The sequence below is a fragment of the Nostoc sp. KVJ3 genome, from assembly GCF_026127265.1.
GTDB lineage: Bacteria > Cyanobacteriota > Cyanobacteriia > Cyanobacteriales > Nostocaceae > Nostoc.
The window spans coordinates 171,586-194,658 of record NZ_WWFG01000003.1; the positions used below are offsets into that span (position 1 = coordinate 171,586).

General features: G+C 40.2%; 27 protein-coding genes and 1 pseudogene. 16 read left to right on the forward strand and 12 right to left on the reverse strand.

Going from position 1 to position 23,073, the window contains the following annotated elements:
• Positions 1–8: 8 nt before the first annotated feature.
• The gene (locus GTQ43_RS32060; RefSeq protein WP_265276779.1) at positions 9–341 is read right to left on the reverse strand and encodes a hypothetical protein; all 333 of its coding nucleotides are present in this window, start codon (positions 339–341) and stop codon (positions 9–11) included.
• A gap of 28 nt (positions 342–369) precedes the next feature.
• On the opposite strand from GTQ43_RS32060, the gene GTQ43_RS32065 reads away from it, so the two are divergent.
• A complete protein-coding gene (locus GTQ43_RS32065; protein WP_265276781.1) occupies positions 370–510 on the forward strand; it encodes a hypothetical protein in 141 nt (46 codons plus the stop codon).
• Between the two features lie 122 nt (positions 511–632).
• Here the strand turns inward: GTQ43_RS32065 and GTQ43_RS32070 are convergent, their stop codons facing one another.
• Both GTQ43_RS32070 and GTQ43_RS32075 read right to left on the reverse strand, forming a co-directional pair.
• A complete protein-coding gene (locus GTQ43_RS32070; RefSeq protein WP_265276782.1) occupies positions 633–1,118 on the reverse strand; it encodes a hypothetical protein in 486 nt (161 codons plus the stop codon).
• A gap of 192 nt (positions 1,119–1,310) precedes the next feature.
• The gene (locus GTQ43_RS32075; RefSeq protein ID WP_265276784.1) at positions 1,311–1,586 is read right to left on the reverse strand and encodes an HU family DNA-binding protein; all 276 of its coding nucleotides are present in this window, start codon (positions 1,584–1,586) and stop codon (positions 1,311–1,313) included.
• Between the two features lie 571 nt (positions 1,587–2,157).
• On the opposite strand from GTQ43_RS32075, the gene GTQ43_RS41550 reads away from it, so the two are divergent.
• A complete protein-coding gene (locus GTQ43_RS41550) occupies positions 2,158–3,873 on the forward strand; it encodes an ATP-binding protein (protein ID WP_321162531.1) in 1,716 nt (571 codons plus the stop codon).
• Positions 3,870–8,174 carry an ATP-binding protein gene (locus GTQ43_RS32080; protein ID WP_321162532.1) on the forward strand — a complete coding sequence of 1,435 codons (4,305 nt, stop codon included), beginning with the start codon at positions 3,870–3,872 and terminating at the stop codon, positions 8,172–8,174. The genes GTQ43_RS41550 and GTQ43_RS32080 overlap by 4 nt, the downstream gene beginning before the upstream one ends.
• Before the next feature lie 150 nt (positions 8,175–8,324).
• Here GTQ43_RS32080 and infC read toward each other — a convergent pair whose 3' ends face one another.
• Positions 8,325–8,840, reverse strand: coding sequence for a translation initiation factor IF-3 (gene infC, locus GTQ43_RS32085; RefSeq protein ID WP_265277021.1), 516 nt, complete (start codon positions 8,838–8,840; stop codon positions 8,325–8,327).
• A 245-nt stretch (positions 8,841–9,085) separates the two neighbouring features.
• On the opposite strand from infC, the gene GTQ43_RS32090 reads away from it, so the two are divergent.
• A complete protein-coding gene (locus GTQ43_RS32090; protein ID WP_265276785.1) occupies positions 9,086–9,274 on the forward strand; it encodes a hypothetical protein in 189 nt (62 codons plus the stop codon).
• Positions 9,275–9,294: 20 nt separating this feature from the next.
• On the opposite strand, the gene GTQ43_RS32095 is transcribed toward GTQ43_RS32090, so the two are convergent.
• Positions 9,295–9,741: a hypothetical protein gene (locus tag GTQ43_RS32095; protein WP_265276786.1), complete on the reverse strand. Its 447-nt coding sequence runs from the start codon at positions 9,739–9,741 to the stop codon at positions 9,295–9,297.
• A 194-nt stretch (positions 9,742–9,935) separates the two neighbouring features.
• Positions 9,936–10,118: a hypothetical protein gene (locus GTQ43_RS32100; RefSeq protein WP_265276787.1), complete on the reverse strand. Its 183-nt coding sequence runs from the start codon at positions 10,116–10,118 to the stop codon at positions 9,936–9,938.
• A 492-nt stretch (positions 10,119–10,610) separates the two neighbouring features.
• Here GTQ43_RS32100 and GTQ43_RS32105 point away from each other — a divergent pair, with 492 nt between their 5' ends.
• Positions 10,611–10,940, forward strand: a complete 330-nt coding sequence (locus GTQ43_RS32105) for a hypothetical protein (RefSeq protein ID WP_265276788.1) — start codon at positions 10,611–10,613, stop codon at positions 10,938–10,940.
• A 495-nt stretch (positions 10,941–11,435) separates the two neighbouring features.
• Here the strand turns inward: GTQ43_RS32105 and GTQ43_RS32110 are convergent, their stop codons facing one another.
• Positions 11,436–13,040, reverse strand: coding sequence for a serine hydrolase domain-containing protein (locus tag GTQ43_RS32110; protein WP_265276789.1), 1,605 nt, complete (start codon positions 13,038–13,040; stop codon positions 11,436–11,438).
• 113 nt (positions 13,041–13,153) lie between these two features.
• Positions 13,154–13,426, reverse strand: a pseudogene (locus tag GTQ43_RS32115) (ISKra4 family transposase); the annotation flags it as partial.
• A gap of 77 nt (positions 13,427–13,503) precedes the next feature.
• On the opposite strand from GTQ43_RS32115, the gene GTQ43_RS32120 reads away from it, so the two are divergent.
• On the forward strand, positions 13,504–15,213 hold the full coding sequence (locus tag GTQ43_RS32120; protein ID WP_265276790.1) for a transposase: 1,710 nt from the start codon (positions 13,504–13,506) through the stop codon (positions 15,211–15,213).
• A gap of 141 nt (positions 15,214–15,354) precedes the next feature.
• Entirely contained in the window at positions 15,355–16,212 is an 858-nt protein-coding gene (locus GTQ43_RS32125; RefSeq protein WP_265276791.1) for a sulfurtransferase, read from the forward strand.
• Between the two features lie 47 nt (positions 16,213–16,259).
• On the opposite strand, the gene GTQ43_RS32130 is transcribed toward GTQ43_RS32125, so the two are convergent.
• On the reverse strand, positions 16,260–16,457 hold the full coding sequence (locus GTQ43_RS32130) for a hypothetical protein (RefSeq protein WP_265276792.1): 198 nt from the start codon (positions 16,455–16,457) through the stop codon (positions 16,260–16,262).
• Between the two features lie 55 nt (positions 16,458–16,512).
• Here GTQ43_RS32130 and GTQ43_RS32135 point away from each other — a divergent pair, with 55 nt between their 5' ends.
• The 5 genes from GTQ43_RS32135 to GTQ43_RS32155 all read left to right on the forward strand — a co-directional run bounded on the left by GTQ43_RS32135 (position 16,513) and on the right by GTQ43_RS32155 (position 19,180).
• The gene (locus GTQ43_RS32135) at positions 16,513–17,151 is read left to right on the forward strand and encodes a MarC family protein (RefSeq protein ID WP_265276793.1); all 639 of its coding nucleotides are present in this window, start codon (positions 16,513–16,515) and stop codon (positions 17,149–17,151) included.
• 332 nt (positions 17,152–17,483) lie between these two features.
• Positions 17,484–17,915, forward strand: coding sequence for a hypothetical protein (locus GTQ43_RS32140; RefSeq protein ID WP_265276794.1), 432 nt, complete (start codon positions 17,484–17,486; stop codon positions 17,913–17,915).
• A 366-nt stretch (positions 17,916–18,281) separates the two neighbouring features.
• Positions 18,282–18,500 (forward strand): hypothetical protein, encoded by a 219-nt coding sequence (locus GTQ43_RS32145; protein ID WP_265276795.1) that lies wholly within the window; start codon positions 18,282–18,284, stop codon positions 18,498–18,500.
• Positions 18,501–18,621: 121 nt separating this feature from the next.
• A complete protein-coding gene (locus tag GTQ43_RS32150; protein WP_265276796.1) occupies positions 18,622–19,068 on the forward strand; it encodes a hypothetical protein in 447 nt (148 codons plus the stop codon).
• Positions 19,058–19,180 (forward strand): hypothetical protein, encoded by a 123-nt coding sequence (locus tag GTQ43_RS32155; RefSeq protein WP_265276797.1) that lies wholly within the window; start codon positions 19,058–19,060, stop codon positions 19,178–19,180. The genes GTQ43_RS32150 and GTQ43_RS32155 overlap by 11 nt, the downstream gene beginning before the upstream one ends.
• A gap of 19 nt (positions 19,181–19,199) precedes the next feature.
• Here GTQ43_RS32155 and GTQ43_RS32160 read toward each other — a convergent pair whose 3' ends face one another.
• Positions 19,200–19,568, reverse strand: coding sequence for an S-layer homology domain-containing protein (locus GTQ43_RS32160; RefSeq protein ID WP_265276798.1), 369 nt, complete (start codon positions 19,566–19,568; stop codon positions 19,200–19,202).
• Positions 19,569–19,904: 336 nt separating this feature from the next.
• On the opposite strand from GTQ43_RS32160, the gene GTQ43_RS32165 reads away from it, so the two are divergent.
• Positions 19,905–20,177 carry a GlsB/YeaQ/YmgE family stress response membrane protein gene (locus GTQ43_RS32165; RefSeq protein WP_179070917.1) on the forward strand — a complete coding sequence of 91 codons (273 nt, stop codon included), beginning with the start codon at positions 19,905–19,907 and terminating at the stop codon, positions 20,175–20,177.
• A 142-nt stretch (positions 20,178–20,319) separates the two neighbouring features.
• On the opposite strand, the gene GTQ43_RS32170 is transcribed toward GTQ43_RS32165, so the two are convergent.
• Together GTQ43_RS32170 and GTQ43_RS32175 are read right to left on the reverse strand one after the other, a co-directional pair.
• Positions 20,320–20,442: a hypothetical protein gene (locus GTQ43_RS32170; protein WP_265276799.1), complete on the reverse strand. Its 123-nt coding sequence runs from the start codon at positions 20,440–20,442 to the stop codon at positions 20,320–20,322.
• Positions 20,443–20,595: 153 nt separating this feature from the next.
• Positions 20,596–21,387: an S-adenosyl-l-methionine hydroxide adenosyltransferase family protein gene (locus GTQ43_RS32175; RefSeq protein ID WP_265276800.1), complete on the reverse strand. Its 792-nt coding sequence runs from the start codon at positions 21,385–21,387 to the stop codon at positions 20,596–20,598.
• A 217-nt stretch (positions 21,388–21,604) separates the two neighbouring features.
• On the opposite strand from GTQ43_RS32175, the gene GTQ43_RS32180 reads away from it, so the two are divergent.
• The 3 genes from GTQ43_RS32180 (at position 21,605) to GTQ43_RS32190 (ending at position 22,860) form a co-directional block, all read left to right on the forward strand.
• Positions 21,605–22,087 (forward strand): DUF4174 domain-containing protein, encoded by a 483-nt coding sequence (locus tag GTQ43_RS32180; protein WP_265276801.1) that lies wholly within the window; start codon positions 21,605–21,607, stop codon positions 22,085–22,087.
• 348 nt (positions 22,088–22,435) lie between these two features.
• Entirely contained in the window at positions 22,436–22,558 is a 123-nt protein-coding gene (locus tag GTQ43_RS32185) for a hypothetical protein (RefSeq protein ID WP_265276802.1), read from the forward strand.
• A 47-nt stretch (positions 22,559–22,605) separates the two neighbouring features.
• Positions 22,606–22,860: a TIGR03643 family protein gene (locus tag GTQ43_RS32190; RefSeq protein WP_190882232.1), complete on the forward strand. Its 255-nt coding sequence runs from the start codon at positions 22,606–22,608 to the stop codon at positions 22,858–22,860.
• Positions 22,861–23,073: the final 213 nt, after the last annotated feature.

Sequence of the window (23,073 nt, forward strand, 5' to 3'; positions counted from 1 at the left end):
ACTCTTTCTTACTTTCTTGCGCTTAATGCCTGCTTGCTCAGTTGCATCACAATATTTTGGGGCAATGGGTCTATGACAGCATCAGTCGGCAGAGATGTAATAAAAGCTGTCACCTCTTCCCCAGTTTTATATTTCCCTTCACTCCAAGCATCAGCAATCTGTTTAGCTATTTTATTAGCATCCTCTCGCTGATTATGTGCAGTAATGCACTGAATATCGTGGCCGGTAAATGAAATCCAAGTCTGCCAAAGTTTTGTAATAGGATGCTGCACAATACCTGTAGTCAGTTCATTTTCCTCAAGAACTGGTTTTTTCTTACTACGACCAAATCCTTTAAACATAGCTGTATTTAGGAAACGCTATTTTAAAATGCCCAAAATCAACACAGCGATCGCACGGCAGGAGTTGGAATTGAGTTTAATTTGGAAGTGGCGATGCCTGCGACGGGCTATTCGGTGTCGCCATTTAATCAAAGATAATGGAGAACAATGGGGGCAGCCTTTTGGGTAGGGTGGCTCACTCATGCTTTATACCGTACCACTTGCCTACGGCACGCTCCGCGAACGTGGATATTGCGGGAGCAAAGCGTCTTCAAGAGTTGGCGTGCAGGTACTCTTTCACATTCCAATTTTTTACTCCTGAACCATTAACTCTTGTAGCAACGCATCATTTATCCTTTGTGCCTCTGTCCCACTACTTTCTCTAATATCAAAAGCTTGCTGCACTATGGTTTGAACTGACTTTGGCAATGATTCAAATTTTTCCGAATTGAGTATGACGAGGCGGCAACCAGGATAAGGCATAAAATCAGTAAACGGTTCCATCCCCAATGTAATAAGAGTTTTGCTAAGTTCGGCGATGGGATGATGAGGCTTTTGGTTGTCCTCACTGCGGTTGATTTCTGATGCCATATAGCCGCAAAACCAACTTAAAGTGTCAATATCTTTCTGCAATGCTGCCAAAATCCCCGTTACTACTCGTTGGTTCAGCTTAACAGGCAGGTTGTCAAAAATTTGGTCTAAGGCTTCTGGACTGCGTTGTTGGCAATAACGCACCGCAGATTCAACAAGTTTATCGATTTTGGTGGGTTGGGGTTGTCCAAATCCCTTTGCACACATGGCACTGCCTCAAAATTTACGTGCTGGAAGACGCGATTTTAACAGAAACAGATTTGTTGGTACGGGAGTAATACCAGAATTGTAGTAACGTTACTCCCTAAGAAGCAGTCAAAGTTTCATAGTCGATTCGATACTTGAATTAATCGATTGTGGCTTTGCAGTGATTGGATTGCCAGTGGTAAAGCAATTAATCTATGGCGCTACTTTTTCTTTAAACTGTTTACCAGCAGAAAATGCAGGTACTTTGGTCGCTGGAATAGTCATTGGCTCATTGGTTTTCGGATTACGCCCCTCGCGCTCTGAGCGATCGCGTCGCTCAAATGACCCAAAACCAATGAGCGTTACTTTATCCCCATTGGCTACAGCTTCGGTAACAACTGACAAAAAAGCACTTATGACTTCATCAGCTTGCTTTTTCGTGATGTTGGTCTTTGCTGCTACAGCATCCACTAATTCGCCTTTGTTCATAAATCACTCTGAAGTATTGCAGAAAATCTAGCATTACTATCCCTAGTTATGAAAGGGGAAAATGAATAACAATCAAGCAGCATACGAAAATTAACAATGCACGGCTACTGCTGTAGCGACTTTCAGTAGATCGAAAACTTTGGTAAGTTGGCGGAATAATAAGGATTTTAGCCGATGTTTGGGACTAACACAAGCGTTCATTTGCGATCGCCACCGGAAAGGGCGGGTACGCCATCGCAGCAGAGTTAATTCACAACAGGATTACTCGAACAGCAGATTATAAGAGGATTCCAGCGAATTCTATACACTGGCTCAAATGAGCAATTGGTAAGGCTTCTAGAAATTTTTTCGATCTACTGAAGTTAATATCTTTGACTTCAACTTAGTATAAATTTCTGGCATTGCGAATTGGGAAAAGCAGCGAATTGTTATGAGGGACTTTTTTGCGTCTTTGATCTCGGTGTAAACGCCCACTGTCGTCGAGCGCATGAATTACTGATAGGGAGGATCGTACTCCTTTTTCACTCTCCACCTCCCTGAATAATTTGAGTTAATTCATTGCGGCTATGATTTGCTTCTGACCAAAAAGTATTGGTTTTCCCGAAAACAATCATCAATTCCTCTCGATAGCGTTATACAACATCAAGTTGATGGGAATACTAATGTCAGTAAGGAAAACAAATTCTGTCATAAGGTATGTAGAGATGGCGACTGTGAACTCTATCCCATCATTCCAGGATATCAAATTAACTCTCAACTGTACGCTGGCTCCAGAACCAACGTATATCAAGCTATCCGCCAATCAGACCAACTTCCAGTCGTTATTAAATTTCTGACCTTAGAGTATCCCAGCTTTAACGAATTACTACAATTTCGCCATCAGTATACAATCAGTAAAAATCTCAACATTGCTGGAATTATTCATCCTTTATCGCTAGAAACCTATGGCAATAGCTATATTTTGGTGATGGCAGATATCGGAGAAATTTCTTTAAGAGAATACATTAAAAACTCAAGTTTATCCTTAATAGAATTTTTAAATATTGCTATTCAACTAGCCCGTATTATCCACGATTTACACGAAAGTCGCATTATTCATAAAGATATTAAACCAGCAAATATTCTGATTTATCCCCAGACAAGACAAATTCAACTCATTGACTTTAGTATTGCTTCGTTATTACCTAAAGAAACCCAAGAAATTAAAAATCCAAATGTTTTAGAAGGAACTCTCGCCTATATTTCCCCAGAACAAACAGGCAGAATGAACCGTGGTATCGACTACCGCAGCGATTATTATTCTCTGGGTGTAACATTCTATGAAATATTAACTGGAAAGTTACCATTTAATTGTGATGATCCGATGGAATTGGTACATTGCCATCTGGCAAAAATGCCATCGCAGCTAGAAGCCAGAAGCAAAGAAATACCAAAGGTTTTATGGAATATTGTCATGAAGTTAATGGCAAAAAACGCCGAAGATAGATATCAAAGTGCCTTGGGATTAAAGCATGATTTAGAACTTTGTTTAGCCCAAATCCAAGATACAGGAAAAATTAGAGATTTTGAAATCGGTCAGTCGGATGTCTGCGCTCGCTTCCTCATCCCAGAAAAATTATATGGCAGAAAAGCAGAAGTAGCTAGCTTATTACAAGCATTTGAGCGTGTGGCTCACGGCACATCAGAAATCATGCTAGTAGCGGGATTTTCGGGGATTGGGAAAACTGCTGTCGTGAATGAAGTTCACAAACCAATTACCCGTCAGCAGGGTTATTTTATCAAAGGTAAGTTTGACCAATTCAATCGTAATATTCCCTTATCCGGCTTTGTGCAAGCTTTACGCGACTTAATGACGCAACTCTTGTCAGAATCAGATGCACAATTGGTACACTGGCGCAATCAAATTCTTCAAGTTCTTGGAGAGAATGGACAAGTTTTGATTGAAGTAATTCCAGAATTAGAACAGGTAATTGGTAAACAACCACTTGCACCAGAACTATCGGGAACGGCGGTACAAAATCGGTTTAATTTACTCTTTCAAAAGTTTATTGCTGTCTTTACCACAAGCGAACATCCACTGGTAATGTTTCTGGATGATTTACAGTGGGCAGATTTAGCTTCGCTACAGTTAATTAAACTGCTGATGGAAAATCAAAAATATCTTCTTTTCTTAGGTGCTTATCGAGATAATGAAGTGTCAGCCGCACATCCATCTATGTTGAAGGTGGAAGAACTCAAGAAGGCTGGCAAGACTGTTAATATTATTACTCTTGCCCCCTTGACTTGAATGATACTAATCAGTTAGTGGCTGATACTTTACATTGTACGACACAGATATCGCGCCCTCTAACAGAATTAATCAATCGCAAAACTAAAGGCAATCCCTTTTTTACCACGCAGTTTCTCAAGGCTTTATACGAAGATAAACAAATTAAATTTAATCATGAGCAAGGTTACTGGGAATGCGATTTTGCTCAAGTCAATGCGCTATCTGTGACTGATGATGTGGTGGAATTTATGGCTACTCAGTTACAAAAATTGCCTCAGCAAACGCAAAATATCCTGAAGTTAGCTGCTTGTATTGGTAACTCTTTTGATTTAACTACTTTGGCAATTGTTTCACAACAGTCGTCACAGGAGGTGGCAGATGCTTTGTGGAAAGCTTTGCAAGAAGGATTGATTTTACCGCAAAATCAAGTTTATAAATTTTATCTCAGCCATGAGCAAGAAGTTAATACTAACAATATCGAAAATGTTGCTTATCGCTTTTTGCACGATCGCGTCCAACAAGCTGCTTATTATTTAATTCCTGAAGACCAAAAACAAGCTACTCATTTGGCGATCGGTCAATTATTGCACGCTAACACGCCTGCAACTCAACTAGACAATATCTTTGATATTGTCAATCACTTGAATATAGGCATTGATTTGATAACTCAGCTTGACAAAAAACTGGAGTTAGCACAACTGAATTTGCTAGCGGGGCGCAAAGCCAAAGCTGCGCTCGCTTATAATGCTGCTGTCAAATATTATACCCAAGGTATTGACTTACTGCCCTTTGATGCCTGGACAGAACATTACACATTAACCCTGAATCTGCATAATAAGCGTTTAGAAGCTGCCTGCCTCAATACAGACTTTGACAAGTTGGCAAGATGGGGTGACATTGTATTGCAATCTGCTACTTCTTTGCTTGATACTATCAAAATCTATGAAATCCGAATGACGGCATTTCGGTCTCAAGGTCAATTTGCCAAAGTAGTTGGAACTGGGTTGCAAGTGCTGAAATTACTCGGCGTGGAATTTCCCGAACAGGTAAATATAGCAGATATTAGCGCAGCTGCCGAACAGACAAGGCAACTGTGGATGGGACGCGCACCCTTAAGCTTGCTGGATTTACCTATAATGAGCGATCCGCATCAACTTGCAGCCATGCAAATCCTGACAAAACTAGTGCCTTCTGCACATATTGCAGCTCCTCTACTTTTACCACTACTTATCTTCAAGCAAGTGGAGGTGTCTATTCAGTATGGAAATTCACCTATTGCCATTTTTTCCTATGCAGACTACGGATTGATTCTCTGTGGTGTTATGGAAGATATTGATGCTGGGTATGAGTTTGGACAACTTTCATTAAAATTACTAGAACAACAGCAGATTAAAGCTTTTAAAAGCAGGGCTTACTTTATTGTCAACAGCTTTATTCGGCACTGGAAGGAACCATTAAATCACAGTATCCCATATTTGCTAGAAGCTTATCACAGCGGCTTAGAAACTGGAGATTGGGAATGCGTGGCGTTGAACTTAGTGGCATATAGTCAGTATAGTTATTGGAGTGGTCGAGAATTAAATGATTTGGCTGAGGAAATGGAGACTTATCAGCAAGTCATCAGCCAGGTAAAACAAGAAGCAACGTTAAAATATCTAGAGTGTTACCAGCAAGCGATTCTCAATTTATTAGGACAAGCGGAAGTTCCTTATTGTTTACAGGGCAAAGTGTTCAATGTCGCCGGAGTTTTGCCTAGCTTGCAATCTGCCAGTAATCGCACGGGGTTATTCTATGTTCATCTTAATCAAGCTGTTCTCTGTTATTTGTTCGGAGAATACGAAGCAGCCTCACAACAAGCAGCCTTAGCAGAACAGTACAGTAATGCTGTAATTGGCTATTTCGTCGTAGTTGTCCGAGTTTTTTATGATGCTTTAATTCATTTAGCACGATACACCGATGTTAATGCCCAAGAACAATCAGCCATTTTAGAGCGAATCAATACCCATCAAGAAAAACTACAAATTTGGGCTATTCCTGCCCCATTCAATCATCAACATCGTTGGCAACTTGTAACAGCAGAACGCTATCGAGTGCTTGGTCAATTTACTGAGGCGATGGAACATTACGATTTAGCTATTGCCCAAGCCAAAACGCATGGTTATCTACAAGATGAAGCACTCAGCAATGAACTGGCCGCTAAATTTTATCTAAGTTGGGGCAAACAGAAGGTGGCAGCAGGCTATATGCAGGAGGCTTACTACTGTTACGCTCGTTGGGGCGCAAAAGCCAAAACCGAGGATTTGGAAAACCGCTATCCCGATTTAGTACACGTTATTCTCCAGCAGAGAATACAATCACTGCATATCCTGGAAACAATATCGAGCAGCGTTAGTCACCCGCTCTCGTCGGCTCATAATTCCACTCTTTTGGGTCGTTCTTCTAGCACTGACATTAGTAGCTTTGATTTTGCTGCTATCCTCAAAGCCTCCCAAGCCATTTCCGGCACGATTCAACTGGACGAACTACTGCACAGATTAACACAAATTATTCTGCAACATTCTGGGGGCGAGCGTTGTGCCTTAATCCTACCTAATACTCAAGGAAAATGGTTGGTAAGAGCCATTGCTACACCCGAAACCACAGAACTTTGTGCCGAACCTTTAGAGGGCAACCCCAACTTACCAATTAAGTTGATCCAGTACGTCAAAAACACCGAGGAAATTGTGATGATTGACGAACTCAAAACCAATTTACCTGTAATTGATGAGTATTTAAGTCAACGACAACCAAAAAGTTTGTTGTGCTTGCCAATTCTCAATCAAGGACGCTTAGTTGGGATTTTGTATTTAAAGAATCGTTTTACTAGTAGTGTATTTACAAGCGATCGTATCCTCATTCTCAACTTTCTTTGTACCCAAGCAGCCATTTCTCTAGAAAATGCCCGTCTTTATGAAGATGCACAAATTTATACTCAACAGTTAGAACAATCTCTAGAAAAATTACGGCTCAGTGAAGCCCGCTTTCAGAAACTAGCAGATAATGTTCCTGGCATGATTTATCAGATCAGAATTAAAGCCGATGGTTCAACTTCTGTACCCTACGTCAGTTCTGGGTGTCAAACTCTTTACGAAGTCCCAGCAGAAGATTTCCTGTCAGGGAAATGTAGCCTGCGTGATTTTGAACATCCCGACGATGGAGCAGAGGCATTTCGGGCAGTTGTTGAGTCAGCACAAAATCTTACCCCATTTCAGCATGAGTGGCGCATTGTTACACCCAATGGGAATATCAAATGGGTAAAAGCTGCTTCTCAGCCAGAACGCGGCGAGGATGGTGAAATGGTATGGGATGGAATTCTAATTGATATTAGCGAACAGCAAGCTGCACTTCGTGAACACAAACTTGGTGAAGCTGCTGTTAAGCATAAATCTCAAGAACTGGAAAATGCTCTGCAAGAACTGCAACAAGCCCAACTGCAAATGATACAACATGAAAAAATGTCTGCACTAGGTAACTTAGTTGCTGGAGTAGCTCACGAAATGAACAATCCCCTCGGCTTTATTTCAACTAGTCTCCAACAAGCTAAACCTATCTTGGCTGATATCACTGAACACCTAAAATTATATCAAAAAGCTCTACCGAATCCGGAAGTAGAAATTATCGACCATGCTGAAGAAATTGATTTAGACTATAGCTTAGAAGATATGCCAAACATGGTTGACGCAATGCTTATCGCTTCTGAGAGATTAAAAAATATCAGCACCAGCTTAAGAACTTTCTCTCGGGGCGATAAAGATTATAAAGTGCCATTTAACATCAATGAAGGCATTGATAGTACAATTTTAATTCTCAAACATCGCCTGAAAGCGAATGAGCAACGTCCAGAAATTATAGTTGTAACTGAATACGAAAATTTACAGCCAATCGAGTGTTTCCCAGGACAATTAAATCAGGTATTTATGAATATTTTAGCTAATGCTATTGATGCTTTAGATGAGTCAAGTAGAGGACGGAGCTTTGAGCATTTTAAGCTAAATCCACATAAAATTAGAGTGAGAGCTATCATTGAAAATCATACCTTAAAAATATCAATTGCTGATAATGGCACAGGAATAAACGAAGATGTAAAAGCACGCATATTTGACCATTTATTTACTACAAAAGGAGTGGGAAAAGGCACAGGGCTAGGACTAGCGATCTCACAACAAATTGTGGAAGAAATACATGGGGGTAGAATTGAAGTTAATTCTGTTTTAGGAAAAGGAACAGAATTTGTAATTTATATTCCCATTACTGAGAAGCTATTTATAAAAGAAATTTAAAAGAGATCCTTCAAATAAAAAAAGCACCGATAAAATACTGTTTGTGCAGTATACTTACACTAAAAGTGTTTAATTACAGTAACGTTACTCGCCAAGAAGCAGTCAAGAGCGATCGCACTTCGAGAGTTAAGATATCTCTTAAAAACTAATTTAGGCAGGAATGATTAAAGCAATTAGTGAACGCTTATCAAGTGATTGAACTTTTCCTACAGAGTTGAGATCAGTTACAACCCGATCTAATAGTTCTCCAGCTTGCTCACGATATTGATGTTCCCGACCTCGTAAACGAACGGCAAACTTCACCGAATCGCCTTTACTCAACCACCCAACTGCTTGTTCAATACGTAACTTATAATCAGCTACACCTATATTCAAACCAAACCGAACTTCTTTTACTACTGGTCTAGCACTTTGTGCCTGACGCTTTTTCTTTTGATACTGAAGCTTGCCATAATTCAGAATTTTTGCAACTGGAGCCTCTTTTCCTTCAGACACTAATACTAGGTCTAACTCTAGGCTTTCGGCTAGCTGTAATGCTTCATTGGTATCGGTCAAACCACGATTATTATTCTCATGGTCAATCAAGAAAACTTGGGGTGACTTGATTTGCGAGTTTATTAGTTGTTTTGGAATTGCGATAACGTTTGACTCCCATGTATTACAAATCTATAGAGTATTAGTCATACCGACTATTGACAGCTTTGTTGTATAAATCTATCGTAACTTAATCTTTTGCTTCTCTTTATTTACAGAACCTGCATGGCATGGAGCGCTTTTATTGAGAATCTCATGCATACTTTGGCTTTGACTGATTATATAATCACTTTTAACAGGAAATTGTGTGAAGCTGTAAGAGAATGAAGAATTAAACTTTCTTCTACTAATCAGTTCTAACTTACATAATTGTAAATATGCCTTCAATTTCCTACAACCGTACCGATAGCCAGCAGCCACAAAGCATTACCGTTCAAGGTTATGTTGTCCGTCCTGGATTACACATTCTCACTTACGAGCAACTCAAGTTGCTACGGGAGCAAACACAGCACCATTCTCAGCTTGAACATTTAGTCAGTCAAGGCGTGATTAAGTTGACTGGTTAATAGTCGCCAGCACAAAAATCCTAACTCGCTACATCTAATTCCACATTTGCTGGCTGTTGTTGCTCCTTGACAGCACCCAGTTCCTCAATAAAAGCGTCAATTGCCTTGGCTGCTGACTGCTTACCTGTTTTCAATTTAGAAAGGATATTTTCGCGTATTGCCGAATAATCAGGTAAGACTTGCTGCTCAACAGAAATAGCCTCTTGCTTTGGTAGGGCAACTCCACCATCACACTTTTCTATTAAGTCCTTTATCTGAGCGATCGCATCTGCCATCTCTTGCTTAATCACCTGTTTTATCTCTTCCCCATTAGTTGTAGACACAGCTAAAGCATTTACTTCCTGTTTAACTATTTCCTTAATTTCATCACCATTAGATAACGCCAGTCCAGCTTTTGTCTGACCCAGGATTCCCTGGAGCAATCTTGTCGCTGTATGATTCAATGAATCATTTTCGGAAATCTGCATTACCGATTGATAACTCGTTCAAAATTTAGCAAAATCATCCCATGATTTAGCAACGCCCGTTTTTCTTTTGCCCGCAATGAAAGTGACAGAGGGCTGTACAAAGGACTAAAATACGCTTTGTAGCCTATGTACAGCCCCCAGTCACTTTCATATTTACAATCAGCTTAAGTACAAATGTCTGCAAGAACTAAGTTCTAAACATCTGAATCTGAGCGTTCTATTTGCTGCCGAATGGTATCAATAGAAGCATTGATGCCAGCCAGTTTTGACTCTAAATCATCTCGCAGCCAAATCAAGAATTTTAATTTCCGCTCTAAGCTAGCTTTGTGCGAAATGGGTTCGCTTCCATAACAAGGATTACCCCAAAAAGGAAACATAGTTTACCTCTGTATTTAGCTTTTGTAACAGTGCAATATATTGCACCTCTATATTCTGACGAATGGCAATCAGACTGGTGTGTGTAACAACCGACCATTATTAGACGTGCTTAACGAACGCTTGCTAAAAGTTGTCTCTTGGATTGGCAGAGGTATTTGACCATTACGATAAGAAGACTTGATTTTGGATGATTTTCCATGATAATCTACGTGTGCCTATTGACTCCCGGTTCGCTCACTTTTTTTGGAGTTTGAGAAATCACCAAAAACAGAAAATCTAGGTTTAGTAATGGTTTTAGCCATTCCTCTAAATTTACCTTGAACTACCACCCTGCTCTAAAAACTCTATTTTTATGCGATGCCTACGGCGGTAAACTACGCGCAAAGTCGGCATGATAGTAGGTTTGCACTATAAACCTTGTCCAGGTAGGTAATATATAATATTAGAATTAATTTAAATATGCTTGCAATTACAGCGATAGATTTAATCCAATGGAACTATTAAATCAAAAGTCCAGATACCAAGAATGGAAGAGATTGAGAGAGGCTGGGCATGATTATAGAACAGCTTATACTCTATCTTCAGATAATCCTTTAGCTACTCATAATAGATTGGATAAGTTAAGGAAAGATGTTTTAAACTATATTAATAGTGGTAAAAAAGATAAATCTTCACCCATACATCAAAAACTTAAAAGGTTTCAAGAGAGTAATAGTAAATATCTTCAAGAAAATAGTGAATCAATGAATGATATTCCAGAAGAATACCGAAACCTCTATTATATATATGGTAGGGATTTAACAGACTTATTATCAGATTAATAATAGTTTAAATTGTTTCCAAAATTAAGTTTTAGAAATTGGTATAGTTTTTGAAACCTGAGTGATTGCTTCGTTGCATCCGAGAATTGGGTGGGGGGGATCAGCAGGAAGTATCTATAGGAGAAAATTTTTTACTGTTTTGGAAAGTTATAAAATTTGTAATTAATTAATCGAATTTGATATTACTTCCCAAACCACTGATTTAAAGATTCCCGACGTTGTTGATTTCTTTCTCCTGGGGTCATATCAAAAGGACTTTGTTTTTTAAATATCAGTGGGTTATAAATCAATACGGTTCAGTTAAGGCTAAAATCCTTTTTTTAACGTAGACGCGGAGCTGCTTGCCGCAGGCTACCGCAAAGGACGCATACTCCTACGGAGAAGCAAGCTACCTTGACGGTTTTTATGGGTGAATGAGGCTCTACCATTCTCTGTGTCTTCGTTCTAGGGTTTGTACATTATTATACTACCGCGATAGTGACACAAGAGGGTTATTTACTGTTTACTAAAATACAGTCTTCGTACCCTGTCACAACAACGATATAAACCGATAACTCGACCTTCTCGATCTCGCACCAATTCAAACTTATCTACATATATAAGATATCTAAGAAAAACATTTTGTCCAGCAACTATGAGATGAGATGGTGGATAGCCTTTGCTCTTATAATATAATTTATTATTTACTAGATTTATTTTAAAGTCGTACTCTAATTCAGCAGAATAATAAGTACCAGGATAATCGGCTAACATATCTTTTGGAGAATCTAGTATTTTTTCAAAGGTATAGGTTTTAATACCATTACCAATATCTAATTTTCCTATCAGCCGAATAATATCTTCAGAAAACTCAATATCATAGTCAATTTCATTATCGGCAGATTGAAAATAGTTGGTGCCAATTGGAATAAGTTGAAAATACATCCACGCTAGTTTAGCCATTAATTTTCCATTTTTTATCTCTAACTCCAATATACTTCCAGTCGTGGGGTTATAATAAAATCCAGCTTTGAGTTGTAGCTCCACTACAGGTAAATTAATAGAGCTAATAGAAGGCGAAATAGATTTAGTGATATTTTCAATATAATCATTTTCTAAATATATATCAGCAACTTGAAAAGCTAATTTAGTCGGGTTAAGCGTACTTAAATTAGCCAGACAGATAACTGAAAACTGGCGTTCGGGAAATCGAATTAAATCACTCCGATAACCCGTCCAAGAACCTCCATGACTAATTGTTTTTAAGCTGCCGCGATCGCCAATCTGCAACCCAAATGCACCTGATATAATTTCGCCATTATTGAGTTGGCGTGGAGTAGTTACTTCTTCAATTAAATCTTGTCCATATCCACCTAAGATATTGTGATAGAAATTTCGATCCCAAAGTAGTAAATCTTCAATAGTCGTGTAAAGTTGTCCGTCTCCACAGAAATCGTGAAAAGACATATTGCTCTGGAAACCCCCTCCATTTTTTGGAGCGTATCCATCAGCTCTATTTTTCACGATTTCTCTGAAGTTATCGTGAAAATGGGTATTTTTCATTCCTAGCGGAGCAAAAATATGTTCTTGGGCAAACACACGTAAAGATTTGCCAGAGACGCGTCTCACAATTTCTGCTAGTAAAATGTAGCCAGAATTACAGTATAATTGCTCGGTTCCAGGCTCGAAATTTAAACTTTGTTGTTGAGCAATTAAAGCAATAATTTCTTCGTTTGAATACTTATTTTCAAACCTCATCCCAGCAAATAACATTAAATGTAAATAGTCACGCAAACCACTGGTGTGATCGATTAAATAGCGGATAGTAATAGAGTGACTATATCGAGGAATTTCTGGAATATACTTTTGTAACTCATCATCTAAGTTAAGCAATTTTTGTCTGGCTAGTAAGACGATACACATTGCTGTAAATTGCTTGGAATTAGAAGCGATATCAAAGACAGAATTAGAGGTTATGCGAATGTTGTATTCCAAGTTAGCCATCCCATAACCGCGTTGGTAAATTATCTCCTCATTCTGAATAACGGCAATAGCACAGCCAGGGGAATTAGGTTTATCCCACCGGATGAATAATTCATTGACTTTGGTAATTAGCAACATGATTTATTTCTGATTGATATATTTCCATCTCACAATATCTTCTACATCACACTGCTACTTTTACCTTTTATAGGAAAAAACTAAATTGGGAGCATCTCACTTTTTAAAATGGCTCAAACCGACAATAATCCATTAAGGTAAGCACAGCGATGGGCAAGGACTTGAGGTATATTTTCTCGCTTCCATTTTGCCCCGGAAATTTTTGTTCGACGGTCAACTTGTTTAACGGCAGATTCAACCGAACCAGAACCAATTGAACAAATTTCTTCAGCTTGATGATATTCGTAGTTGATAATGCGATTGCGATGCTTATCAAGATAATAGCAAAAGTTTTGTACTTGTTTATCGTTACAATCTGTAAATAAGGCAATAGTAGCCTCAACTTGTATCCGCTCGGTAAATCGGGGTAGAAAGAAAAAATCAGAATGTAGATTGGTAGACACGTCGTTATAAAATATGATATATGACGCAACAATCATCTGCTGGGAACTTAGTATCTGAACTGCTGCAAACCATCGACAGCAGAGAGATTGCAGATGAATCAATACGTCGGACAGTAGAGATATTACTAAACCTGATAGAACAGCAACAAGTAGAAATCAAAAAGCTACGGGAAGAAAACCAAAAACTGCGGGACGAAAACAACCGTCTCAAAGGAGAACAAGGTAAACCAAACATCAAAGGCAATAAAAATATTGGGTTTAAAAACAATCACTCGTCAGAAAAAGAGCGAAAAACCCCAACAGAACATAACAAAAGAAGTAAAAACAAGACTATAAAAGTAGATCGACAAGAGATAGTTACTTATCCGAAAGAAAAACTACCCCCAGATGCAGAATTTAAGGGTTATGTTCGCGGAGCGTCTCGAAGAGAAGAAGTAATAGTCCAAGATATTTTACTAAAACCAGATAACGTACTATTCCGCAAGCAAAAATACTACTCACCGCAAACAGGAAAAACTTATTTAGCACCCCTACCATTTGGTTACGACGGAGAATTCGGTCCGGGAATAAAAGCCTTAGTAATAAGCCTGTATTATGGCGGAAATATGACTCAAGGTAAGCTTTTAGAATTTTTATCAGATATTGGTATTTCGATGAGTGCGGGATATCTATCAAATTTGTTAATAAAAAATCAAGAAGTTTTTGTTGCAGAGTATCAAGAAGTATATTCCCAGGGTCTAGTAAGTAGCCCCTGGCAGCATTTTGACCAAACCGGTGCGCGTGTTGCTGGAGTCAACCATACAACGAATGTAATTTGTAACCCTTTATATACAATCTATCAGACAACACGAAACAAAGACCGTTTGAGCGTGTTAAAGGTGTTGCAAAACACAACCGAGCTTGAGTTTATCCTCAACTCGTTTACATACGAGTTATTAGAGACTTTCAACATCCCAATAAAGTGGATTAATCAACTCAAATTATTACCTCAAGAAACGGTCTTTACAGAAATTGAGTTGAATGGGTTACTTAATGAATATCTGGTTAAATTAAATCCCCAGTCCCGTACTCGTATACAAGAAGCAGCAGCAATTGTTTTTTATCATCAGCAATCGACTATTCCTGTAATCAAAACCCTCTTGTGCGACGACGCTCCACAGTTCAAGTTACTGACTTCGGATTTAGCTTTATGTTGGGTACATGAGGGACGGCATTATAAAAAGTTAAGTCCATTTATTCCTTGCCATCAAAAGATTCTAGATAACTTTTTGGAAAAGTTCTGGATATATTACCGAAAATTATTAGCTTACCGAGACTCTCCTAATCCAGATAGAGCCTCTGAACTAAGGTTAGATTTTTGGATACTTTTTGCCTCAGAAACTGGCTACGAACAGTTAGATGAGCGAAAACGATTAACTGCTGCAAAAGCCGAAGAATTACTTCTTGTTTTGGAGCATCCAGAATTACCCTTGCATAATAATCCTGCTGAGTTGGCTGCTAGAACTATGGTACAGCGACGCAAGATTAGTTATGCGACCCAAACAGAACTTGGTACCAAAGCATGGGATATTTTCATGTCCCTTGTTGCCACTACTCGTAAGTTAGGTATTAGCTTTTTTGAGTATATCCGTGACCGAATTTTGCAACTCGATGATATTCCCTGTTTGAGTAACATTATTCTAGAGTTGTCTTCTTCTAACCCATTTGGTTATTCGTGGCTACCTGAATAAATCTCTACCCCGAAATTTTGAGCCGATACAAAAAAGTTCTCTGGTAACATTCAACATTTATTCTTCTGTGATTTTGATTCCCAAACACAAATCTACCAAGCACGATAATGCTTAATGGTACGATAACATCAGCCTGAAAGCGTGAATACAAAACTCCTCATCTCTCCTCAACAACTCACGTCTCTGTTAGCCAAAAAGTCATCAGATATTGTGATTATCGATACGCGAACTCCCGAAGATTATGCTATTTCTCATATTCCTCAATCTATAAATATTAGAGATTTCTTCACCTATCTTTTAGACAGTTCCTACCCAGCAGGATTAAAGAAATTACAAGAGTATTTTGCAGAAATTATGAGCAACCTGGGAATATCGGGTGCGGAACAGTTTATTGTCTATGAAGATAGTTTAAATAAAGGTTATGGTCAATCTTGTCGAGCAGCTTTCTTACTGAAATATTTGGGTTGCGCTCAGGTATTTATCTTACACGGAGGATATAGAGCATGGCTTTGGGCGGGATTACCTACTACCTCGGAAGTACCATTACGTCAAAGCTGCATATTTAGATTGCATCCCAACGCTGACATTATGGTGACTACCGCCGAGATGTTAGAAGCAATTGACAATCCAGCAATTATTAAATTAGATGTGCGCGACAGTTCAGAATGGCTTGGGTTGAGTTCTTCTCCCTATGCTGTTAATTTTTGTCCTCGCAAAGGGAGAATACCTAATGCTGTATGGCTAGAATGGCATCGTTTAATGACATCTGAAGAGGAAATCCCCACGTTTCGATCGCCAGATGAAATCCGAGAAATTTGTCAATCAATAGGTATTACTTCCAAGTCAGAAGTGTACATTTATTGCTTTAAGGGTTCAAGGGCTGCTAATACATTGATAGCGCTAGAAGAGGCAGGAATTTCCGCCAGAAATTATTTTGGCTCTTGGAATGAATGGTCTAGTGACTTTTCACTACCAATTGATAGCAGAGTCATGCAATGAGCGTGTAAGCTTGCTGATAATTAGCGATGCCTACGGCCGGCCTGCGCCTAAGCTCTTTGGGCTTGACTCGCTTGAAAAAGGGCGGCAGATTCCGATGCTTGGCTTGGGCGAAGGGGTAGGGGGTGAGAGCGATCGCTCTTGAGCTTTCCTGGCTTGAATTGGGTGGGGGCGTACCCACCCGCCGCAGACATCGCATCGGTGGTTCTTGGGGTTTTTCGTGAAAGCAGTAAAGTGGGTACACGCACCCCGACTGTCTGCTAAACTCTGCTTCTAGGAACCCTAGATATCCAAATATTGATAATGTCGTTAATTCCAAATACATTAGCAACCTTTATGGCTGTTTTCCCAATCGCCAATCCAATAGGTGCAGTTCCGGTTTTTTACAGCTTAACAGCGATGGAAACATCATCTGGACGCCATCGGCAAGCGATACAAACTGCCATAAATGTAGTTTTAGTTTTAGCTGTGTTTTTACTAGCTGGCAGGTGGATTCTAGAATTTTTTGGAATCTCATTAAATGTACTACGGCTGGCAGGGGGATTACTTGTTGCTCATACAGCCTGGGAAATGGTTACAGCCCGTCAACGACTAACTCCATCAGAAAATGATGAGGCTCTAGATAAAGAAGATATTTCTTTTACACCAATGGCAGTGCCATTAATCAGTGGGCCTGGAGCAATTGGGGTCGTGACAAGTTTATCGATTAGCTTTAAGCATTGGGTAGACTATCTTGAGTCTTTAGTGGGAATTGTTTTAATAGGTATAAGCCTTTATCTGTGCCTGGCTTTAGGAGAACCACTTATTAAGAAGTTAGGAAAAAATGGTGTGGGAGCCTTAAATCGAGTTTTTGGTTTTTTCATCCTAGCAATTGGTGTGCGTTTTATTGCAGATGGCTCTATTTCCTTGTTGAAAGAGGCGTTCCATATTCAAATAAAATAATCTTTAACTATAATGCTATAAAATACTGGACAGAATTATTGAAAATCAAACCGCCACAATATCCTTATCTTGGTTAAAATGCTGATTTTTAGGCTTGAGCGCGATTGGTAAGCTACGCATCCTTAACTTTTCCTCTCTTGATGGGAAGAGCGATCGCAATCAAATTACTTTACAAGCGTGCTGTCTCCAAACGAGTAGTAAATTCTGAGGAGCGATTGCGGGAGCATCCTCGCTTGAATGGGGGCTACGCCTACGCAACTACCAATTAAATTACTTTAGTGCTGATTCCAGTATAAAGCAGTACAATGCTAGCATTAATTAGAGGATATATCATGGGTGAATCAAAGCGAAGAAAACAGCAAGATCCAAACTACGGTCAAGTTAAAAATCCTGTCAAAAATCTCATGAAAATTGTTTGCCCATTTTTTGAGGATTATGATAATTTTCATCATCTCGATGCTGATGCTATATCGTTGATGGCGGCTAAGGAAGGTTATAAAGAAACGGGCTTGAGAGGAATAATTTTAAAAGGGTATCTAGCCGAACATTTAGTAAAAGATTATCCGAGTGAAGCTGAAGTAATAAAAGGGTTCAAACAACACGGGAATATTTATGTCACTTCAACATTAGCTTTAAGTTATTTAGAAAATGCTGTAAATAAAGAGGAAAATTTGAGAAACTTTGATACTTATAATTCATTAAATGAATTTATACGTATTGAAAGCGACTCTAAACAGTACCACATCAATTTGGTCACAGTATGACAAAATATATTGTCAATGTGCAATGGCGTATCCGCCCACTTTATAGCGAGCGCTATAAAGGCTTTTATCACTGCTCTCAACAATTGGTAGAGTGAGTAAGATTACTCAACATCTGTACCACTTTATCAATGAATAATGACGTTGTAACTTTTATCATCAGTGCTGGTCTGCTTGTTATTTATCTGGTATTCTCAGCATTGACCGAGATGGGGACAAAGCTACCTTGAAAGAAGTAGGGGGTGGAATATCGGGAGTGCGTAGGGGGAGCATCGCCGCAGGTATCGCAGCTACCAACATGACCCAATGTGGGGGCGATTTCTCGATATGCGCTTGAGGCTTTAGCAGTGCGCTTGTTGAACCTACCGGATGATGAACGGTTTCCACTGCCAGCCAGTGAGCCAGATTTTCAGTCAGCCACTAGATGAATTTGAACACCGCCCACTAATGAATGAACGCTTTCCCCAATGGGCAGATGCTATTGAATACTGGCTAGTTCACGACATCGATAAAACCTCTGCATCAGTTGCCCTTGGGCAAATTGAACAACATATATTGCAACTGATAGAACAGTTAGCTCAAAGTTAGTGGCACTGCAATCGCTCCTTTCCTCTAAGAAAATGGGAAAGCAATGACATGGAGTAATGGCAAGAAGTTGATGTTATGAAAAAACATTCCAGCGATCGCCCAAAATACAAGCGAGGAAAAGTTGTACCTCAATAGCGATCGCACTTTCTTGCCCAAGCTAGGTATTGCACCTCAACAAATGGGAACCCTGGTAATAGTTGCGTTTCTCACCCTCATGAAATTCTTCAACTTCCTCAAACCCAAACCAGCCCAACCAACTGTTCTATGCTACGGACAACAAAGCTGCGGCGTTGAGCAACAGCAGATTCAATCGCTGATGGAATGGCTGTTTGCTAGTGTAATGGCGGCTGGGTATGAAGGAAAGTCACACCTAGTTTGGTACGACAGCGATAACCCAGATCCCGCAAGAGAGCAGATGATCAAGAAAGCTATGCGCTCTTGTGAACCTGTTTTTCTGTACCGTTGCGGTGGTAGGGTGTCGCCGCCGCCTACTGGTTACTACTGGCGGATGATGGACGAACATCCATCGATGCGGATTTATCAGTTAGAGCTTAAGGATGGAGAGTGATGGGGTTTTGGAGCGATGTCTACGACGGGCTGTTTGGTGTCGCTTAGGGTTTCCTCTCTTGATTAAGAGCGATCGCTATCGCTATAAAGCAAGCACTTCCGCCATCGCATAAACTAACTGCTGTCGAATGCTTATTTTGTAGCAGGTGGGGTATCAACTCGCTCGTTGAGTTCTTGAAGTTGTTGGTTTAATTCCCTTTGTCGTTTGAGCAAAATTTCCAAATCTTGCTTCGTTGCTAAATCCGCCCTGTTAGCGGGAATAACTTGATTTAGCTGATTTAGGCACGTATTCAATCCAGCAGTAAATTCATAGCGTGTAACTGGGCGCGAACCTTGATATGTGCCATTAGGATACCCAGATAGACAACCTGCCTGGGGAACTGTGTTCTGCCCATCGCTTGGTGTTTGTGACAAAGTTTTTGATGGATAGAAAATAATTGTTGCTAGTGCCAAGGTAGTTGTAAAGGTGGCTGAATTTAACAAGCTAGCAATTGAGGACATTTTAAACATTGGTCGCAGCTACAGGCCATTTACTCCTTCACCTTATCAAATTAATATTCGGCTTTCAAACTTAGCTTAATTCTTAAAGTAGATGAGATAAATCATTAAAAATGCCTATACTGCAATTATCAAGCAATGAATAAACGAAGCTCCCAGTTTTAGACCAACTAGGAGCTTTTTTTATTTATTGTCAATCTCAATTAGGGGGTATATCACCAGAAGTAATAGCATTCATCCTCAAGGCTATTAATAATTGATTCTGTTGATAGATTGAGTACCAATGTTTGGATTGCTATTGTGTATTTGTCAGTACAAAACGTTGCTCAAATTAAAACAATGAATATTCTTGCTTGGATTGTTTTAGGTCTAATTGCTGGTGCTATTGCAAAAGCTATCTACCCCGGTCATCAAGGCGGCGGAATTCTCGGAACAATCTTATTAGGAATTATTGGTGCTTTTGTTGGTGGTAGTCTGGGTGTATTCTTCAATACAGGAACCTTAGCTCTAGCGGCTCCTGGTCTTAGCATTCCAGGTATTGCAGTAGCGGTTCTTGGCGCAATTGTCGCTGTTTTCTTGTGGAACGCGTTAACTAGCCGCAGTGCTTTGTAATCAACCAAATTGGAATTAATTAATCGTAAAAATCTCTTAACTCATTTCACTATATTTTCTCCCTGAATTTAAATAAAACAATAGCGCTTACCTATATTTAGGTAGGCGCTAATATTATTTGCGGCAACGTTTACAAGTTGCCTTAAGGGCGATCGCCCTTCTGAAATTCAAGCGTTCGCGTAGCGTCTCCGACAGGAGAAGAGAGGAAAAATTGCCTTAAGAGCGATCGCTCTTGATGATGATGCATCGGTCTAATTGCCAGCATGGAGCAAAGCAATGCCTTAAAGAGCTGTACGTTCGCCCCTCGGACATTGAAAAACCCCACCCTTACTAGCATCTAGGTGGAGTCTTGATGTCAACTTAAAAAAGAGTGAAAACAGTACATTAGATGACGCTTTTTTAGCCAACGCCGCCGACTTTAGGCAATTCGAGTTACTTGCTGATTCACACGAGGACGGCCAAAGCGCTCCCAAGCACTTCCTCCTCGCAGAAACAACTCTAGGAAACGTAATGGCTCTGTTGAGTCGTCTCTTGACCAACCGGAACTACCAACAGCAAAGGCTAAAGTTCCTTCAGGCACCTTGAAACTGCCATCAGAATACACTGCATCACTAACCACATCTCCAATCCGAATCACGATCTTGGTTTGAGGCTCCAAGTTAAGTGTATGCGCCTTAATAGTTGTTTTGATGTTGCCGTAGCCATCAATCCAGGCAATTCTATCTGGTGGAACATCTGGAATTTGCTCACGAGAAAGGCTATCTCCTAGAAGGCTGAAATCTTCACCCATGATGGCCGCCGCCGCCACAGGAAACACATCCCGTGAGCGAAACTGCGAACCACCACGAGAAACGTTGACCACTCGCAACTCTTTAGTATGCTCCTTGATAAAGGAGAGAGTGTAGCCGGCAAAGACACCCACTACTTTTACACCATTGGATAAAAGGGCATAGGTTAGTCCTTCACCTTCATTATCCCGACGAGCTTCGGGATCATCTTGGCGAGGCGCACAATTGTGATAAATTAAGCGATTACTAGGGCCTGGGTTCAGTCCCAGTTGAGCAATCCAGAATCCCGTTGCCAAGGTACTGAATGCTGGAACCGAAAGCAAATGAATTTGGGCATGGGGAAAAGCCATCAGCAGACGTTGTGTGACTTCTGTAAATGCCGGATCTCCTGTACCGTAGTCTGCAATAACGCAGATAAACATTCTGCTCCTCCTTCTAATGGGTAATAATTGGCAATCAATGGTCAGGACATGGGTAGTGTTCAAACGCACCAGTCAACCTGCCTCATCAGCAGTCTAGGTGTCTTTTCAACCAGATGCAAGATTTCTATTTCTGCATGACATTCAATCACCAGATAGAGTCAGAGCGGGGAAACTAATGATAGTTTGAGATGATGGAACGCTCATCTCAACCGCCGAAGTGAAAAAGTCACTATTAATTGCCCTCACCCTCACCGCCTGTACAGCCGTGTCACCAGTCAGCATTGCTGGTACTGCCCACGGTTCAACCCAAGCTATCAAAATGTCTTCATTTAACCTTAGTTCCCAAAAATGGCAAAACCGCGTGCTAATAGTGTTTGCACCGTCTGTTGATAACCGTACCTATCAGCAGCAGATGCAGCTATTGCAAGAGCAAAAAAGCGGTTTTACAGACCGGGATTTAGTTCTTGTTCAGGTTTTGGCAACAGATAAAAGCTATGCCAACGGACAGTTAATAGATGAGTCTTCTGCTGCCAATTTGCGAAATCGCTTTGGGGTTGATAAGGAGAATTTTCGCGTCATTTTAGTAGGCAAAGATGGTGGTGTTAAGCGCCAAGACACCACACCAGTAAGGGCGATAGCAATTTTTGAGCAAATTGACGCTATGCCCATGCGCCAGCAAGAGATGCGCTCTTCGAGGTAGAAAGTAGCTATAAAATACAATCGAGGAAGCGATCGCTTGTGACAAAGCAGTACACTTGCTATGCACCAAAAATCAAAGAGTGCGATGGTATACCCGCCTTCGGCATCACACCCTTAAACTCGTTAATGTACAGCTCTGTTTCTTGAAATATATGAGCTAGTAGTCGGCAACCGAGCGGCAGTAGACACAATCACGTATCCTGACCTTGATCGGGCATGTCACCGCGATCGATCGCGGACAGACGACATCTGGACTAACAGTCTGGGAGAACCTGCTCCGAGTCCCTACTAGCAATAATTGCAGGATGCTTTTTGTACTATTTTTGTGGGTTTACCTTGACCAAATCCTTTGCCAGACATGTTAGTTGGTATATTTGATACAGGGATTTTAGCAGGGGGAGCAGGGGGAGAGATTTTATTAGTTGCTAAATCATCCCGCTTTCGGGAGCAACGCCGTAATTCTTTAAGATAAAAAGTAAAATAGATGTAGCTCGAATTGACCAATCATAAGCTCTCGGCATGAAGTTACCAAACCTTGATCTCGAAACTATTGATCGCATCATTGAAATGGCATGGGAAGATAGAACACCAATGGATGTTATTGAAACTCAGTTTGGGCTACAAGAGAAACAGGTAATTGCCTTAATGCGGCAGCAAATGAAAGAATCCAGTTTTCGTATGTGGCGAGAGCGAGTTACCAAACGCAAGACAAAACATTTATTTAAGCGAGAGTTTATTGCAGGTAGGTTTAAGTCACAAAATCAAAAATCATGAACATGAATGTGTGACAGGTGCAATCACTTGGGTTTTCCTCTCTACGAGACGCGCTACTCGCGTTGGCTTGTAAAAGTTGAAGTGACAGCGCTATGTTCAAAGGTTCTGGCAATTTGGCATCACAACTCTGTGAATTGCTGTTTAAATGAGATATCAACAGAACAGTCACAAATCGCCTAAGTTGACCTAACGCCCTAACTGTCTAATTAGTGT